At 68.5% G+C, this 15,028-nt stretch carries 14 protein-coding genes; 11 read left to right on the plus strand and 3 right to left on the minus strand.

Annotated elements, in window-relative coordinates; translation table 11 throughout:
* The first annotated feature begins 14 nt into the window (after nt 1–14).
* The 5 genes from lpxB (at nt 15) to ACVCL9_RS08990 (ending at nt 6,873) form a co-directional block, all read left to right on the plus strand.
* Complete coding sequence (gene lpxB, locus ACVCL9_RS08970) at nt 15–1,235, plus strand: lipid-A-disaccharide synthase (protein WP_447098372.1); 1,221 nt, start codon at nt 15–17, stop codon at nt 1,233–1,235.
* Nucleotides 1,228–1,881 (plus strand): ribonuclease HII, encoded by a 654-nt coding sequence (gene rnhB / locus ACVCL9_RS08975; protein ID WP_395119742.1) that lies wholly within the window; start codon nt 1,228–1,230, stop codon nt 1,879–1,881. The genes lpxB and rnhB overlap by 8 nt, the downstream gene beginning before the upstream one ends.
* 89 nt (nt 1,882–1,970) lie before the next feature.
* A complete protein-coding gene (locus tag ACVCL9_RS08980; RefSeq protein WP_447098371.1) occupies nt 1,971–2,507 on the plus strand; it encodes a TlpA family protein disulfide reductase in 537 nt (178 codons plus the stop codon).
* A 105-nt stretch (nt 2,508–2,612) separates the two neighbouring features.
* Nucleotides 2,613–6,152, plus strand: coding sequence for a DNA polymerase III subunit alpha (dnaE, locus tag ACVCL9_RS08985; protein WP_447098370.1), 3,540 nt, complete (start codon nt 2,613–2,615; stop codon nt 6,150–6,152).
* 40 nt (nt 6,153–6,192) lie between these two features.
* Entirely contained in the window at nt 6,193–6,873 is a 681-nt protein-coding gene (locus ACVCL9_RS08990; protein WP_447098369.1) for a hypothetical protein, read from the plus strand.
* A gap of 12 nt (nt 6,874–6,885) precedes the next feature.
* Here ACVCL9_RS08990 and ACVCL9_RS08995 read toward each other — a convergent pair whose 3' ends face one another.
* Complete coding sequence (locus tag ACVCL9_RS08995) at nt 6,886–7,260, minus strand: YajD family HNH nuclease (RefSeq protein WP_395119746.1); 375 nt, start codon at nt 7,258–7,260, stop codon at nt 6,886–6,888.
* 160 nt (nt 7,261–7,420) lie between these two features.
* Here ACVCL9_RS08995 and ACVCL9_RS09000 point away from each other — a divergent pair, with 160 nt between their 5' ends.
* The 6 genes from ACVCL9_RS09000 (at nt 7,421) to ACVCL9_RS09025 (ending at nt 12,993) form a co-directional block, all read left to right on the plus strand.
* Nucleotides 7,421–8,377 carry an acetyl-CoA carboxylase carboxyltransferase subunit alpha gene (locus tag ACVCL9_RS09000; protein WP_395119747.1) on the plus strand — a complete coding sequence of 319 codons (957 nt, stop codon included), beginning with the start codon at nt 7,421–7,423 and terminating at the stop codon, nt 8,375–8,377.
* Between the two features lie 75 nt (nt 8,378–8,452).
* On the plus strand, nt 8,453–9,667 hold the full coding sequence (locus ACVCL9_RS09005; protein WP_447098368.1) for a hypothetical protein: 1,215 nt from the start codon (nt 8,453–8,455) through the stop codon (nt 9,665–9,667).
* Between the two features lie 67 nt (nt 9,668–9,734).
* Nucleotides 9,735–10,469: an NYN domain-containing protein gene (locus ACVCL9_RS09010; RefSeq protein ID WP_395119749.1), complete on the plus strand. Its 735-nt coding sequence runs from the start codon at nt 9,735–9,737 to the stop codon at nt 10,467–10,469.
* Complete coding sequence (gene tilS, locus ACVCL9_RS09015) at nt 10,466–11,767, plus strand: tRNA lysidine(34) synthetase TilS (RefSeq protein ID WP_447098367.1); 1,302 nt, start codon at nt 10,466–10,468, stop codon at nt 11,765–11,767. Before ACVCL9_RS09010 ends, tilS begins: the two co-directional genes overlap by 4 nt.
* A gap of 76 nt (nt 11,768–11,843) precedes the next feature.
* Nucleotides 11,844–12,104 carry an exodeoxyribonuclease VII small subunit gene (locus tag ACVCL9_RS09020; protein WP_395119751.1) on the plus strand — a complete coding sequence of 87 codons (261 nt, stop codon included), beginning with the start codon at nt 11,844–11,846 and terminating at the stop codon, nt 12,102–12,104.
* The gene (locus tag ACVCL9_RS09025) at nt 12,088–12,993 is read left to right on the plus strand and encodes a polyprenyl synthetase family protein (protein WP_447098366.1); all 906 of its coding nucleotides are present in this window, start codon (nt 12,088–12,090) and stop codon (nt 12,991–12,993) included. The genes ACVCL9_RS09020 and ACVCL9_RS09025 overlap by 17 nt, the downstream gene beginning before the upstream one ends.
* Nucleotides 12,994–13,050: 57 nt before the next feature.
* On the opposite strand, the gene ACVCL9_RS09030 is transcribed toward ACVCL9_RS09025, so the two are convergent.
* Nucleotides 13,051–13,485 (minus strand): DUF4870 domain-containing protein, encoded by a 435-nt coding sequence (locus tag ACVCL9_RS09030; protein ID WP_395119753.1) that lies wholly within the window; start codon nt 13,483–13,485, stop codon nt 13,051–13,053.
* A gap of 119 nt (nt 13,486–13,604) precedes the next feature.
* Nucleotides 13,605–14,972, minus strand: a complete 1,368-nt coding sequence (gene pmbA, locus ACVCL9_RS09035; RefSeq protein ID WP_447098365.1) for a metalloprotease PmbA — start codon at nt 14,970–14,972, stop codon at nt 13,605–13,607.
* Nucleotides 14,973–15,028: the final 56 nt, after the last annotated feature.

The raw sequence follows: 15,028 nt of genomic DNA on the forward strand, positions 1-15,028 counted from the left end.
ACGACGGAGACGAAATGCAAAACACCGGCGTCTCCGCAACTGCCCCGCTGATCGCCATCCTCGCCGGTGAGGATTCCGGCGACCAGCTCGGTGCCGACCTGATCGTCGCCTTGCGCCAGCGCTACCCGCAGGCGCGCTTCGTCGGCATCGGCGGGGCGCGGATGCAGCGCGAGGGGTTCGAGTCCTGGTACGACATCCGCGAGCTGTCGCTGTTCGGTTTCAGCGAGGTGATCAGCCACCTGCCGCGCCTGCTGCGTCTGCGCCGTTCCCTGGTCGCGCGCCTCAGGCAGGCCAGGCCGGCGGTGGTGATCGGCATCGACGCCCCGGATTTCAACCTCGGCGTGGAACGGCGCCTGAAGGAGGCCGGCTTGCGCACGGTTCACTACGTCAGCCCCTCGGTGTGGGCATGGCGCGAGAATCGCGTGGAGAAGATCGGTCGCAGCGCGGACCGCGTGCTGTGCCTGTTCCCGATGGAACCGGCGATCTACGCGCGCCATGGCATCGACGCGCGCTTCGTCGGCCACCCGCTGGCCGACCGCTTCGCGCTGGTCGCCGACCGCGTCGGCGCGCGCGAGGCGCTGCACCTGCCGCAGCAGGCGCCGGTGTTGGCAGTACTGCCGGGCAGCCGGATGTCCGAGGTGGATCGGCTGGGCCGGATTTTCCTGGATGCCGCGCAGCACGTTGCTGCAGTCGTGCCCGGCCTGCGCATCGTGGTCCCCGCCGCCAATGCACGGGTGCACGCGCGGTTGCAGGAACTGCTCGCCCGATTGCCGGCCAGCGAACCCGCGCCGCTGCTGCTGGACGGCCAGGCCCACGAGGCGATGCTGGCCGCCGACGTGGTGCTGCTGGCCTCCGGCACCGCCACGCTGGAGGCCATGCTGGCCAAGCGGCCGATGGTGGTCGGCTACCGCGTGGCGCCACTGAGCTATCGCATCGCGCGCGCCCTGAACATGATCAAGACGGACGTCTATTCGCTGCCCAACATCCTGGCCCGCGCCAGCGGGCTGGGCCCGGGGCCGTGGGTGCCCGAGCTGATGCAGGACGACTGCACCGCCGACAAGCTGGCCGCCGCCACGCTGGCCCTGTTCGGCGACAGCGAGCGCCGCAGCGCGATCGTGGCCGCCTTCGAATACCTGCACCAGGAACTGCGCGGCGACATGGCCGGCCACGCCGGCGAACGGGCCGCGACCGCGGTGGCGGAGCTGGTCGACGATCACGGCCGCGCCGATGGCTGAGCTTGTTCTCGACAGCCATCGCCCACCGCCGCGCTCGCAGGCGGACGAGGACGGATCGGCCACCAGCCTGCTGGTCGCCGGTGTCGACGAAGCCGGTCGCGGCCCTCTCGCCGGTCCGCTGGCGGTGGCGGCGGTGATCCTCGATCCGGTCCGGCCGATCCGCGGCCTCGACGATTCGAAGAGGCTCAGCGAGGCGCGCCGCGAGGCGCTGTTCCCGCTGATTCTCGAACGCGCGCTGGCGTACTGCATCGTGCTGGTCGAGCCGGAGGAAATCGATTCGCTGAACATCTTCCGCGCCACCATGACCGGCATGCGCCGCGCCCTCGCCGGCCTGGCGCCCGCCGCGCAGCACGCGCTGATCGACGGCAACAAGCTGCCGCCGGACCTGCCCTGCCCGGCGCGCGCGATCGTCGGCGGCGACGCGCTGGAACCGGCCATCAGCGCGGCCTCGATCCTGGCCAAGGTCACCCGCGACCGCTTGATGGTGGAACTGGACGCGCTCCACCCCGGCTACGGCTTCGCCCTGCACAAGGGCTACCCCACGCCGGCCCACCTCTCCTCGCTGCAGCGGCTGGGGCCATGCCCACTGCACCGCCGCAGCTTTGCCCCGGTGCGCCTGCTGCTGGATCAGGCCAGCTTGTTCTGAGGCAAACATCGCGGCCGCGATTGCTGCATCCGGCCATCGCTTACACTGGCCTCTCGTGACCGCTGGTCCATGGATATGAAGGGGACGCCATGCGACGGATGAGCCTGTTCCTGGTCGCCTTGATGAGCTGCTTCGCCGCCACCGCGGGCGTGCGGCCCGGCGACGTGCCGCCGGATTCACTGGGGCCAACGATGGATGGACACACGGTGAGCCTGGCCTCGCTGCGCGGCAAGGTCGTGGTGATCAGTTTCTGGGCGACCTGGTGCGGCTACTGCATGAAGGAGATGCCGGTGCTGGCGAAGATGCAATCGCTGGCGACCGAGCGCGGCATGTCGCTGCAGGTGGTGGCGGTCAACTACAAGGAGGATCGCCGCGTCTTCCTGCGTGCCGCGCGCGCACTGGGCAAGAGCCTCCCCGAACTGCTGCTCACCTGGGATCGTCACGGCGCCATCGGCAAGCCGTATGACGTCACGGGAATCCCGGTGATGGTGATGCTGCATCGTGACGGCACCGTGGCCCATGTCCACGTCGGATATGGCGAAGACATGCTCGGTACGCTCGTCGAGGAGATCAACGCGTTGCTGCGCGAACCGCCGATCGCGGCACCGGTGCTCGCGCCGCGATGACCCCCGGTCGGCGCCGGCCCGCGCTTCGCGCAAACCCCGCGCAAGTCAATCTTGCCGCTGCCTGCGGCGGCGGGTAGCCTGCACGGACAACGCGCGCAGATTTGCATGACCGCCAGCTTCGCCCACCTTCACCTGCACAGCGAGTACTCGCTGGTCGACTCGACCATCCGCATCAAGGCGCTGGTCGCCGCCTGCGTGCGCGACGGCATCCCGGCGGTGGCGTTGACCGACGAATGCAACATGTTCGCGCTGGTCAAGTTCTACAAAGCCTGCAGCGCGGCCGGAATCAAGGCCATCGGCGGTTGCGACCTGCTGGTCTCGGCGCCGGACGATCCGCGCCCGTGGCGGCTGACCCTGCTGTGCCAGGACCATGACGGCTACCTCAACCTGTCGCGGCTGGTGTCGCGTGCCTGGCAGGAGGGCCAGCACGGCGGACGCGCGCTGATCGACGCCGGCTGGTTGCATGGCGAGGCCTGCAGCGGGTTGATCGCCCTGCTCGGCCGCGACAGCGAAGTAGCCCGCATCGCGGTGCACCAGGGCAGCGATGCCGCGCTGGCGAAACTGCGCGCGCTGGCACGACTGTTTCCGGATCGGCTGTACCTGGAGCTGACCCGCTGCGGCCGCGACGGCGAGGAACTCTGGAACAGCGCCGCCCTGGGCCTGGCCGCCACGCTCGACTTGCCGGTGCTGGCCAGCAACGACGTGCGCTTCCTCAAGCAGGCCGACTTCGACGCGCACGAGGCGCGCGTGTGCATCAACCAGGGCCGCGTGCTGGCCGACCCCAAGCGCCCGCGGGAATACACCGACCAGCAGTACCTGAAGACGCCCGGAGACATGGCGACGCTGTTCGCGGACCTGCCCGAGGCGCTGGCAAATACCGTCGAGCTGGCCAAGCGCTGCACGCTGGAACTCAAGTTCGGCAAGTACTACCTGCCCGACTTCCCCGTGCCGGAGGGCCACGACCTCGACAGCCACATCCGCGAACTGTCGCGGCAAGGCCTGGAACAGCGCCTTGCACTCGCGCCGCTGGCTGCCGGCCACTCGCGCGCGGACTACGACGCGCGGCTCGAACGCGAGCTGGACGTCATCGTCAAGATGGGCTTCCCCGGCTACTTCCTGATCGTCGCGGACTTCATCAACTGGGGCAAGCAACACGGCATTCCGGTGGGCCCGGGCCGCGGTTCGGGCGCCGGCTCGCTGGTCGCCTGGGCGCTGAAGATCACCGACCTCGACCCGCTGCAGTTCGACCTGCTGTTCGAGCGCTTCCTGAATCCCGAACGCGTGTCGATGCCAGACTTCGACATCGACTTCTGCATGGACCGCCGCGACGAGGTGATCGACTACGTCGCGCGCAAGTACGGGCGCGACAAGGTCAGCCAGATCATCACCTACGGCTCGATGGCGGCCAAGGCGGTGCTGCGCGATTCGGGCCGCGTGCTCGGCATGGGTTACGGCCAGGTCGACAAGCTGGCCAAGATGATCCCGCCGCGGCCGCTCGACCTGACCCTGTCCGATGCGCTGGGCCTGTCGGAGAAATCGAAGAAGGAAACCGACCGCGTCGTGCGCGAGTTCTGCGACGCCTACGCGCAGGACGAGGACGCCCATGCGCTGATCGACCTGGCGCTGAGCCTGGAAAACCTCACCCGCAACGCCGGCAAGCATGCCGGCGGCGTGGTGATCGCACCGACTCCGCTCACCGATTTCTCCCCCCTGTACTGCGAAGCCGGCGGCGGCGGTGTGGTCACCCAGTACGACAAGGACGACGTCGAGGCGGTCGGCCTGGTGAAGTTCGACTTCCTCGGCCTGCGCACGCTTACCATCATCGACTGGGCGGTGAAGGCGATCAACGCGCGCCGCGCGAAAACCGGCGAGGCGGCGCTGGACATCTCGGCGCTGCCGCTGGACGACCCGGCGCCGTACGAGCTGCTGAAGAAGGCGCAGACGGTCGCCGTGTTCCAGCTCGAATCCTCCGGCATGCAGCGCATGCTGAAGGATGCGAAACCCGATCGCTTCGAGGACATCATCGCGCTGGTGGCGCTGTACCGCCCCGGCCCGATGGATCTGATTCCCAGCTTCATCGCGCGCAAGCACGGCCGCGAGGAAGTCGAATATCCCGACCCGCGCGTCGAGCCGATCCTGAAAGAGACCTACGGCATCATGGTCTACCAGGAGCAGGTGATGCAGATGGCGCAGATCGTGGGCGGCTACACGCTCGGCGGCGCCGACCTGCTGCGCCGTGCGATGGGCAAGAAGAAAGTCGAGGAGATGGTCAAGCACCGCGCGATCTTCCGCGAGGGTGCGGCCAAGGACGGGCTCAGCGGCGAAAAGGCCGACGCCATCTTCGACCTGATGGAGAAGTTCGCCGGCTACGGCTTCAACAAGTCGCACGCGGCCGCCTACGCGCTGGTGTCGTACCAGACCGCCTGGCTGAAGGCGCATTACCCCGCCGAGTTCATGGCCGCGACGATCTCCGCGGACATGGACAACACCGACAAGGCGGTCACCTTCCTCAACGAAGCGCGCGCACTGGGCATCGTGGTGCAGCCGCCGGACGTCAATGCGTCCGAGTACATGTTCGTGGCGGTGGAACCCAAGGTCATCCAGTACGGCCTGGGCGCGATCAAGGGCGTCGGCCACGGCGTGTGCGAGGCGATCGTCGCCGAGCGCGCGCACGGGCGCTACACCGACCTGGCCGATTTCTGCCGACGGATCGATCCGGGCAAGCTCAATCGGCGTGTGCTGGAGGCGCTGATCCTGTCCGGCGCGCTGGACGCGCTGGCGGCCAACCGCGCCAGCCTGATGCTCCAACTTCCCGACGCGGTCAAGGCCGCCGAACAGCACCAGCGCGACCGGCAATCGGGCCAGAACGACATGTTCGGCGCGGCGATGGGCTCGGCCACGCCGGTACTCGAGATCGACTTGCCGACCGCGCCGGAGTGGCCGCTGGAACAACGCCTGCAAGGTGAACGCGACACCCTCGGCCATTACCTCTCCGGCCACCCCACCGACCCGTGGAAAGACGAGCTGGCGCAGCTGTCCACCTGTCCGCTGGGCGAGATCGTCGACCGCTACCAGCCGCCGAAGCCGCGCCGCAACGACGACGGCAGCGAGAACCGCTTCCGCCGCGGCCCGGACACGCCCTGGACCATCGCCGGCATGGTCGCCGCCGTGCGCAAGCGCGGCGACAGCGACGCGTTCGTGCGCATCGAGGACGGTGGCGGCGCCATCGAGGTGAGCTTCTTCGGCGAGATCTACCACCAGGCGGCGCCCCTGCTCACGCGCGGGCAATTGCTCGTCGTCGACGGCGGCCTGCGCATCGACGAATTCTCCGGCGGCGGCTTCCAGTTGCGCGCGCGCAGCGTCTGCTCGCTCGACGACGCCTGCCGCAGGCACGCGCGCCTGCTGCAACTGAAATTGAACGGCATCCACGCCGACTTCGCCGAACAACTGCAACGCACCCTGGCCGGCTACCGCGGCGGCCAGGCCAGCGTCACCCTGCACGGCTACCGCAACCGCAGCGCCCAGGCCGACCTGGAACTGGGCGAGGAATGGCGCGTGGACGCCATCCCCGCCCTGCTGCGCGCCGTGCGCGCGCTGCCCGGAGTGCAGGCCGCACGCCTGCGCATCGTCAAGCAGCAGGATTGAGGCACCGCCGGGCGCATGTATCCACTGTCTGCGGGCACGCATGGAGGGACCGATGACCGTTGCCCATAAATGGACTTTCGCGCTGTTCGCGTTGGTTTTCTTCGGCGGCGTTCATGCGCAGCAGACACATCCCGACGCGCCGTTTCTGTGCGAGGGAGGCGATGGCAGCAGCGACCAGACGACACTCGCCGAAGTCGTCGGCGACGGACGCGCCCACTTCGTCGCGGGCACCGACGACTGCCCTTCCACGGCGGATCGCTGCCGGGAAAAGGCCTACCTGATCCCGGGTGACCAGGTACTGGCGGGCGACGTCCGCGGCGACTACGCCTGCGTCATGTTTCCCGACAACCAGGATGGACACGCCGACTGGCTGCCGCGCAACCGCCTGCGGCCGGTGCTGGCGCAGCCATCAACGTCGGCATGGGAAGGCGACTGGGTGCAGGGGGACAACCGCATCACGATCCGCCATGACAACGGCATGTTGCGTGCCGACGGCGAAGCCTATTACCCGATGGCCGACCCGCCGCCGGACCAGTTCCCCGGCGGCCCCAACCTGGGCGCCATGGGCGGGGAGGCACGGCCCAGCGGCCATCACGCAACCTTTGTCGACGATGCGTGCGAGGTGAGCGCCTTCCTGGTCGGGAAGTATCTGGTGGTCAGCGACAATCACCAGTGCGGCGGACTCAACGTCCGCTTCGACGGCATCTATCGACGCAGGTAGGCCTTCGCGGGATTACTTGCCGCCCCGCTCCATCATCGCCTTCAGGTCGGCAAACGGATTGCCCGTCGCCGGCGGCGCTTCCTCCACTGCCATCACCCCGCCGCGCACGTGGTCGATATGCCGCGCGTGCTCATTGTCGTGGCAGTACACGCACAGCAGTTCCCAATTGCTGCCGTCGGCCGGGTTGAAGTCGTGATCGTGGTTGCGGTGGTGCACGGTCAGTTCCTGCAGATTGGCGCGCGTGAACTCGCGGGCGCAGCGACCGCACACCCACGGATACATCTTCAGCGCCCGCTCGCGATAGCCCAGCTCGCGCTGCTCGGCGGCGCGTCGCGCCTCGGCCACGATGCGGTCGAGTTTCGCGTTGTCGATGGGTTTGCTGGGCATGGCGGCGATCCGGCGGCGGGTGCTCGATGGGGCGGACGATAACGCAATCACCGCGCCCGCGGCAGGCATCTGTCGACCCGATCACGGCCATACGGCGCCGTTCTCGCCTTTTCTTGCGGAACGGTATACTTGAGCGCTTCCGTGCAATGAACAGCAACGAATGAACCCCAACTTCCTCGATTTCGAACAACCCATCGCCGAACTGGATGCGAAGATCGAGGAGCTTCGCCACGCCAGCGATGGCCAGGCGTTCAACATCGACGAGGAAGTGGCGCGCCTGCGGCAGAAGGTGAAGGTAAAAACGGCGGACATCTTCCGCAACCTCAATTCCTGGCAGACCACCCAGCTTTCCCGCCACCCGGCGCGGCCCTACACACTCGACTACATCGGCGTGATCTGCGAGGAGTTCCACGAACTGGCCGGCGACCGCATGTACGCCGAGGACGCTGCCATCGTGGGCGGCCTGGGCCGCATCAACGGCCGGCCGGTGATGATCATCGGCCACCAGAAAGGCCGCGACACCAAGACCAAGGTGCGCCGCAACTTCGGCATGCCGCGCCCCGAGGGCTACCGCAAGGCGCTGCGCCTGATGCAGATGGCCGAGCGTTTCGGCTTGCCCCTGCTGACCCTGATCGACACCCCGGGCGCCTACCCCGGCGTCGGCGCCGAAGAGCGCGGGCAAAGCGAGGCGATCGCGCGCAACCTGCTGGAAATGGCCGAACTCAAGGTGCCGATCATCTGCACCGTGATCGGCGAGGGCGGCTCCGGCGGCGCGCTGGCGATCGGCGTCGGCGACCGCACCAACATGCTGCAGTACTCCACCTATTCGGTGATCTCGCCCGAAGGCTGCGCCTCAATCCTGTGGAAGAGCGCCGACAAGGTAAAAGACGCCGCGGAGGCCCTGGGCATGACCGCCCCGCGCCTGCTCGAACTGGGCCTGATCGACAAGCTCATCCGCGAGCCGCTCGGCGGCGCCCACCGCAACCCGCGCTCGATGGCGATCCGCCTGAAAGCCGTGCTGCTGAACCAGCTCGACGAGCTGCAGGCGATGCCGGTCCCCGACCTGCTCGAACAGCGCTACAAGCGCCTGCGCAGCTACGGGGCTTATCAGGAATAACTTCGCCAGCGACCGATCGCCGGTGCACCAGCCACCCGATGCCGGGCCCTGACTGGCTGCACCACGAGGCCCGCCATGAATCGCGTGCAACTTGCCGTCCTGGTTCTCTGCCTTTCCCCAGCGTGCATCGTGGTTGCCTCGTCGACCGCACCCGCGCCGATCACCTCAAGAGCGGCACTGGCGCGCTATCTGCATGACACGCAGCCAGGCACTTCGCCGCTGGACGACTTGTCCCCTGGCGGGCGCAAACGGTTTCTTGCCCAGCTCGACTTCGGCCCACACGGCCTGCGCGGCATGTCGCTGGAGGACCCGGCCAACGAGCTGACGCGCCCACAGATCGTGCAGCTGCTTGCCCTGTTCGGCGCGCAAAGCCATGCCGTCGACGGACTGACACCCGCCGAGCAGTCCCGCCGAAACCATGAACGCACGCAGGACGCCGCCAGCCGGGGATGCGCCGTCGACACATGCGGCGAGAGCATGCTGGAGCGACGCTATGACGAGTTCGTTCTGCAGGAAACCGTCCCCTCACCGTCCCCTGCCGAGCGCTCCACCTGGGTCGAACGACGTTACGACCGACTGTTCGGCGATGCACAAACGCCTGAGAGCCTGCGCCTGGCCAGCCACACTGACCTCAGGCTGCTCAAGCGCGCAGCGGAAGCCGTGGTGTTCCACGCGCCAAGCCCGACCCACATCGCCCAGCTGCGGATGGATCTGGCTGAAATGCACCGACGAGGCATGGCATCGGACAAGGACTATGCGCGCCTCCACCAGGCGCTGATCACCGGCCGCGATTTCGATGCCGCGAACACCCTGGCGCGACATCACCCGGAGATGGGCATCCCCGTCATTCCGACGTTCCGCCGTGCCGCATCGCCGCCGCCGGGACAACCGACCGCACTGACCGTGGATGCACGCACCGGCACCATGGCACGCCAATCCTTCGATCTGTCCGCGCCATTGCGCATCGTGGTAGTGGCGTCCTGCCACTTCTCGCGGGATGCCGCGCGCGCGATCCGTGCAGACGCCCAGTTGCGCTCCCTTTTTGCCGGCAACGCCATCTGGCTGGCCAGCCAGAACGAGCAGCTCGACGCGGTCAGCGACTGGAACCGCGAGTTTCCGGATCAACCGATCCACATCGCCTGGTACGACAGCGAGTGGTCCATGCTCGACAGCTGGGCCATGCCCACCTTCTACCTATTCCGTCATGGTCAACTGGTGACGAAGTTCAGCGGTTGGAAAGACGTGGACACCTTGAAGCAATCCTTGCGCGAGGGCGGCGTACTCCAGTGAGGCCCGTCAGGCACCCGCGCGCCGGCGCGCGCTACCATCGACCCACCTTCCGCTGCCGGACACCGCCATGGCCCACGACAAGCTTGCCGTCCTGATCGATGCCGACAATGCCCGCCCGGCGATCGTCGAGGGCCTGCTGGCCGAGATCGCCAAATACGGCACCGCCCACGTCAAGCGCATCTACGGCGACTGGACCAAGCCGGACTTGAACGGCTGGAAGGAAGCGCTGCTGCGCTACTCGATCCAGCCGATCCAGCAGTTCCGCTACACGGTCGGCAAGAACGCCACCGACTCGGCGATGATCATCGACGCGATGGACCTGCTCTACGCCGAGCGCTTCGACGGCTTCTGCATCGTCTCCAGCGACAGCGATTTCACCCGCCTCGCCTCGCGCATCCGCGAATCGGGGCGCATCGTCTACGGTTTCGGCGAGAAGAAGACGCCGGAGCCGTTCCGCACCGCCTGCGACAAATTCATCTATACCGAGGTGCTGGCTGGCACCAGCGAGACCGAAACCGAGACGGCACCGAAACAGCGCTCGGCGAAGGAACTGCGCGGCGACAGCAAATTGATGAACATGCTGCGCAATGCGATCGAGGCCGCGTCCGACGAGACCGGCTGGGCCAGCCTCGGGCCGGTCGGCAGCATCATCAACAAGCAGTCGCCCGACTTCGACTCGCGCAACTATGGCTACGCAAAACTGAGCGGCCTGATCAAGGGCATCGGCCTGTTCGACACCGAGGAGCGCCAGATCGGCAACGGCAAGCACATTTACGTGCGGTCCCGCGCCGACAAGAAATGAGCGACCCGCTGCAAGCCCATCTACTCGCGGCGCTGACCGCGACAGCACCCGCGCCGATCTGTGTCGCCTTCAGCGGCGGCCCCGATTCCAGCGCCCTGCTGCACGCGCTGGCCCGCGAACCGCTGGCCCGGGAACGCGGGTTGCGCGCGGCGCACGTCGATCATGGCTTGCATGCCGACAGCGCGCGTTGGGCGGCACACTGCGCTCGCTTCTGCCAGGACCTCGACGTGCCTTGCGCGCTGGTGCGCGTATACGTCCCGCGCGATGGCGGCAAGGGCCTGGAGGCCGCCGCGCGGCACGTCCGCCATGCCGCGCTGGCCGACCTGCTGCACGATGGCGAGTGGCTGCTGTTCGGCCACCATCGCGACGACCAGGTCGAGACCGTACTGCTGAAATTGCTGCGCGGCGCAGGGCCGGAAGGCCTGGGCGGGATGCGCGTACGACGACCGTTCGGCGCCGGCCAACTCTGGCGCCCCCTGCTGGAGCTGCCGCGGGCCACGCTGCTCGACTACGTCGCCGCCCACCAACTCGACTGCATCGACGACCCCTCCAACGCCGACATCCGCCTCGCGCGCAATCGCCTGCGCCATGAAATCCTGCCGGGGCTGCTGCGTTACTGGCCGCAGGCCTGCGACTCGATCCTGCACAGCGCCGCGCTGAGCCGCGATGCCGCCGACGCACTGCGCAGCCAATGGCTCCCCGCGTTCGATGCCCTGCACGACCGCGCCAGCGGCAGCCTCGACCTGCCCGGCTGGCGCGCGCTGCTGCCCGCATTGCGCGAACCGCTGCTCGACCACTGGCTGCACCTGCGCGGACTGGCCGCTCCCGGTGCGGCGCAGCGCCGGCAGATCGAGCGCCAGTGCGATGCACGTGCCGGCCAGTTGCCGTGCGTGCGCTGGGCCGGCACCGAGTTGCACATCTGGAAGCAGCGATTGTGGGCCCTGCCGACACAGGCACCGATCGACCCCGACTGGCAACAGCGCTGGAGCGGCGAACCGCTGGCGCTGCCGGACGGTGGCGAACTGGCGCTGACGGCGCCGGCCACCCGCCTGGCGCAACCGCTGCAAGTGCGCATGCGCCGCGGCGGCGAGCGCATCCGCCCGGCGGGCAACCCGCACACGCGCGAGTTGCGCAACCTGTTCCAGCAGGCGCAGATGCCGCCGTGGCGACGCGACGCGTGTCCGCTGCTGTATGCCGATGGCGAGCTGATTGCCGTGGCCGACCGCTGGATCAACGCCCGCGGTGCCGAGCTGTTCGACCGCTGCGGCGCGCAGCCCCGCTGGCGCCCCGGACGCTGATCCAGATCACGCCCGCGGCTTGCGGCGACGCCGCGCCGATTGATTCGCCCGCCGCGCTGCGCTAGCGTTGCGGGCCATGGCCAAGACCGCTCCCAAGACCGTTGCCGACCCCGCTCCCGCCGTCGATTTCGAACACTCGCTCGACGAGCTGGAGCAACTGGTCACCCGGATGGAAGGCGGCGAGTTGAGCCTCGACGAATCGCTTGCCTCGTTCGAGCGCGGCATCGGCCTGTTCCGTCATTGCCAGCAGTCGCTGCAACAAGCGGAACTGCGCGTGCGCCTGCTGCTGGACCCCGATGCCCCCGACCGCGCCGAACCGTTTGAACCCGAACTCTGAGTCCGCCGAACTCGGCCCTGCCCTGCAGTCGCTGGTTGCCCGCGCGGAACGCGCGCTGCAGGACCGCCTGCCGCCGGCCGTGCACGATTCCGACCACCTGCATCGCGCCATGCATTACGCCGTGCTGGGCGGCGGCAAGCGGCTACGGCCGATGCTGGTCTACGCCGCCGGCCACATGCTGGGCCAGGATGGCCCCGCACTGGACGCCGCCGCCTGCGCGGTGGAACTGATCCACGCCTACTCGCTGGTGCACGACGACCTGCCCGCCATGGACGACGACGCGCTGCGCCGCGGCCGGCCGACCTGCCACGTGGTGTTCGGCGAGGCGATGGCGATCCTCGCCGGCGACGCCCTGCAGGCGCTGGCCTTCGAACTGCTGGCCGACGATGGCGCCGAGATCGACGCCAGCGTGCGCATCGCCATGCTGCAGACGCTGGGTCGCGCCTGCGGCGCCGAAGGCATGGCCGGCGGCCAGGCGCTGGACCTGGCCGCGGTCGGGCGATCGCTGGAACTGGCCGAGCTGGAATACATGCACGGCTGCAAGACCGGCGCCTTGATCCGCGCGTCGGTGCGGCTAGGCGCGCTGCTCGGCGGCGCCGATGCCGACGCACTGCTGGCGCTGGATCGCTACGCCAGCGCCGTCGGCCTGGCCTTCCAGGTGCGCGACGACATCCTCGACGTGGAAGGCGAATCGGCGGTGATCGGCAAGACCGCCGGCAAGGATGCGGCCGCGGCCAAGCCCACCTTCCCGTCGATCATCGGCCTCGACGCCTCGCGCGAGCGCCTGGCCGGCTTGACCGACACCGCCCTGGCCGCGATCGCGCCATGGGGCGAACGCGCCGCGCTGCTGCACGAACTGGCCCGCTACGCGGCGCACCGCACGCGCTGAACACCGGCAATGAAAAAGGCGGCCAGGGGCCGCCTTTTTTGCTTCGTTGCTTCCGGGCTACTTGATCAGGCGCAGGGTGAACGGGTAGCGATACGTCACGCCCTCGTTGGCCTTGATCGCGGCGATGATGGTGAACACCAGCCAGGCGATGCCGATGATGAACCACAGCGGGATCGCGATGACCAGACCGATGCCGAACGTCATCACCGAGAGCAGGAACAGCACCACGAACGCGATGGCCACCGTGATGTTGAAGTTCAGCGCCTCCTTGCCCTGGTCGTTGACGAACGGCATGGTGTCCTTCTTGATGAGCCAGATCACCAGCGGGCCGATGAAGCAGCCCCAGCCGCCGCCCAGCGCACCGGTGAGGATCGCACCGAGCAGCGCGGACAGATGCGCAAACATCGCCCACTGTCTTTCCTCGGCAGGCGGAACGCCCGGCGCCGGATCGGTCGGCGCGGGCGGGATGACGGATTCGGGTGGAACGCTCATGCGCATCTCCTTCGACGTCGAAGCTCACCGGCCGCTTGCCGGTCGTGCCGATGCTAGCAAGGCTTGCGCCGCTTTGCCGCAAGAACCTGCCAACACGCCCAACCCCGCCGGAGGCGCGGCTACTCGCCGGCGACGGTCATGCGATCGAGCAGGATCGAGCCGGTGAGGACCGGCGAGCGCGGATCGACATCGTCGCCCACCGCCACGATGCCGGCGAACATGTCGCGCAGGTTGGCGGCGATGGTGATGCCTTCCACCGGATGCACGATGCGGCCGTGCTCCACCCAGAAACCGGCGGCCCCACGCGAATAATCGCCAGTGACGATCGACACGCCCTGGCCCATCACCTCGGTGACCAGCAGACCGGTACCCAGGCGCCGCAGCATGCCGGCGAAATCGGACGCCTCGCCATCGGCCGCGCCCGCGGCCACCACCAGATTGTGCACGCCGCCGGCGTTGCCGGTGGATTCCATGCCGAGCTTGCGCGCCGAATAGCTGCCCAGCATGTAGCGCGCCAGCACGCCGCCTTCGATCAGGGCGCTGTCGCGCGTGGCCACGCCCTCGGCATCGAAATTGGCCGAGCCCTGGCCGCGCTGAAGATGCGGCCGCTCGTCGATATTCAACCATGCAGGCATCACCGCCTGGCCCACATGGTCGAGCAGGAAGCTGGCCCGCCGATACAGCGAGCCACCGCTGACCGCCCCGAGCAGATGCCCGATCACGCCGCGCGCAAGCTCCGGCGCGAACAGCACCGGGCATTGCCGGGTGGACAGGCCGCGCGCCCCAAGCCGCGCCAGCGTGCGCTCGGCGGCCTTGTCGCCGAGCGCCTTCGCGCTGATGAAATCGCCCGCCGCGCGCACGCTGTCGTACCAGTAATCGCGCTGCATGCCGTCCTCGTCGCCGGCGATCAGCGCCAGCGACAACGCGTGGCGGGTGCCGCGCTCGCGGCCCACGAAACCGTGCGAGTTCGCGTACACGGACAGACCCTGCCCGGCCTGCACGGAGGCGCCATCGGAGTTGCTGATGCCGGCATGTGCGCGCCCGGCATCCTCGATCGCGATGCCCAGCTCGATCGCCTGCGTGGTGTCGATGTCCCAGGGGTGCCACAGGTCCAGTTCCGGGAACGCGCTGGCCATGCGCGAGGCATCGGCCAGCCCGGCGGCGGGATCGGCCTCGGTGTAACGGGCAATCGCACAGGCCTGGTCCAGCGTCGCCTGGATCGAATCCGGATGCAGGTCCGCCGTGCTGGCCGAGCCCTTGCGCTGGCCGAAATACACCGTGAGCCCGAAGCCGCGATCGCGGGTGTGCTCGACCGTTTCCACCTCGCCGAGGCGCACATTCACGCTGAGCCCGGTGTCGATGGTGGCGGCCACTTCGGCCTGGCTGGCGCCGGCGATCCGCGCGCGGCGGATCACGTCCTCGGCCAACTCGGCGAGTCGATCCAGTTCGGATGTACTGCTATCGCGGCTGACGACGGCTTCACTCACGTTGGTCTTTCCTGGGCAAGGGGCGGGTAGAATAGGCGGCTCGCAATCGCCAGAGC

This window comes from Rhodanobacter sp. UC4438_H5 (genome assembly GCF_052978405.1).

Excerpts from the sequence above, each read along its gene's own strand:
- dnaE (WP_447098370.1), top strand. The coding sequence starts at position 2,613 with ATGACCGCCAGCTTCGCCCACCTTCACCTGCACAGCGAGTACTCGCTG.
- lpxB (WP_447098372.1), top strand. The coding sequence starts at position 15 with ATGCAAAACACCGGCGTCTCCGCAACTGCCCCGCTGATCGCCATCCTC.
- ACVCL9_RS09030 (WP_395119753.1), bottom strand. The coding sequence starts at position 13,485 with ATGAGCGTTCCACCCGAATCCGTCATCCCGCCCGCGCCGACCGATCCG.
- ACVCL9_RS08990 (WP_447098369.1), top strand. The coding sequence starts at position 6,193 with ATGGAGGGACCGATGACCGTTGCCCATAAATGGACTTTCGCGCTGTTC.
- ACVCL9_RS09010 (WP_395119749.1), top strand. The coding sequence starts at position 9,735 with ATGGCCCACGACAAGCTTGCCGTCCTGATCGATGCCGACAATGCCCGC.
- ACVCL9_RS08980 (WP_447098371.1), top strand. The coding sequence starts at position 1,971 with ATGCGACGGATGAGCCTGTTCCTGGTCGCCTTGATGAGCTGCTTCGCC.
- tilS (WP_447098367.1), top strand. The coding sequence starts at position 10,466 with ATGAGCGACCCGCTGCAAGCCCATCTACTCGCGGCGCTGACCGCGACA.
- rnhB (WP_395119742.1), top strand. The coding sequence starts at position 1,228 with ATGGCTGAGCTTGTTCTCGACAGCCATCGCCCACCGCCGCGCTCGCAG.
- ACVCL9_RS08995 (WP_395119746.1), bottom strand. The coding sequence starts at position 7,260 with ATGCCCAGCAAACCCATCGACAACGCGAAACTCGACCGCATCGTGGCC.
- ACVCL9_RS09005 (WP_447098368.1), top strand. The coding sequence starts at position 8,453 with ATGAATCGCGTGCAACTTGCCGTCCTGGTTCTCTGCCTTTCCCCAGCG.
- ACVCL9_RS09000 (WP_395119747.1), top strand. The coding sequence starts at position 7,421 with ATGAACCCCAACTTCCTCGATTTCGAACAACCCATCGCCGAACTGGAT.
- ACVCL9_RS09020 (WP_395119751.1), top strand. The coding sequence starts at position 11,844 with ATGGCCAAGACCGCTCCCAAGACCGTTGCCGACCCCGCTCCCGCCGTC.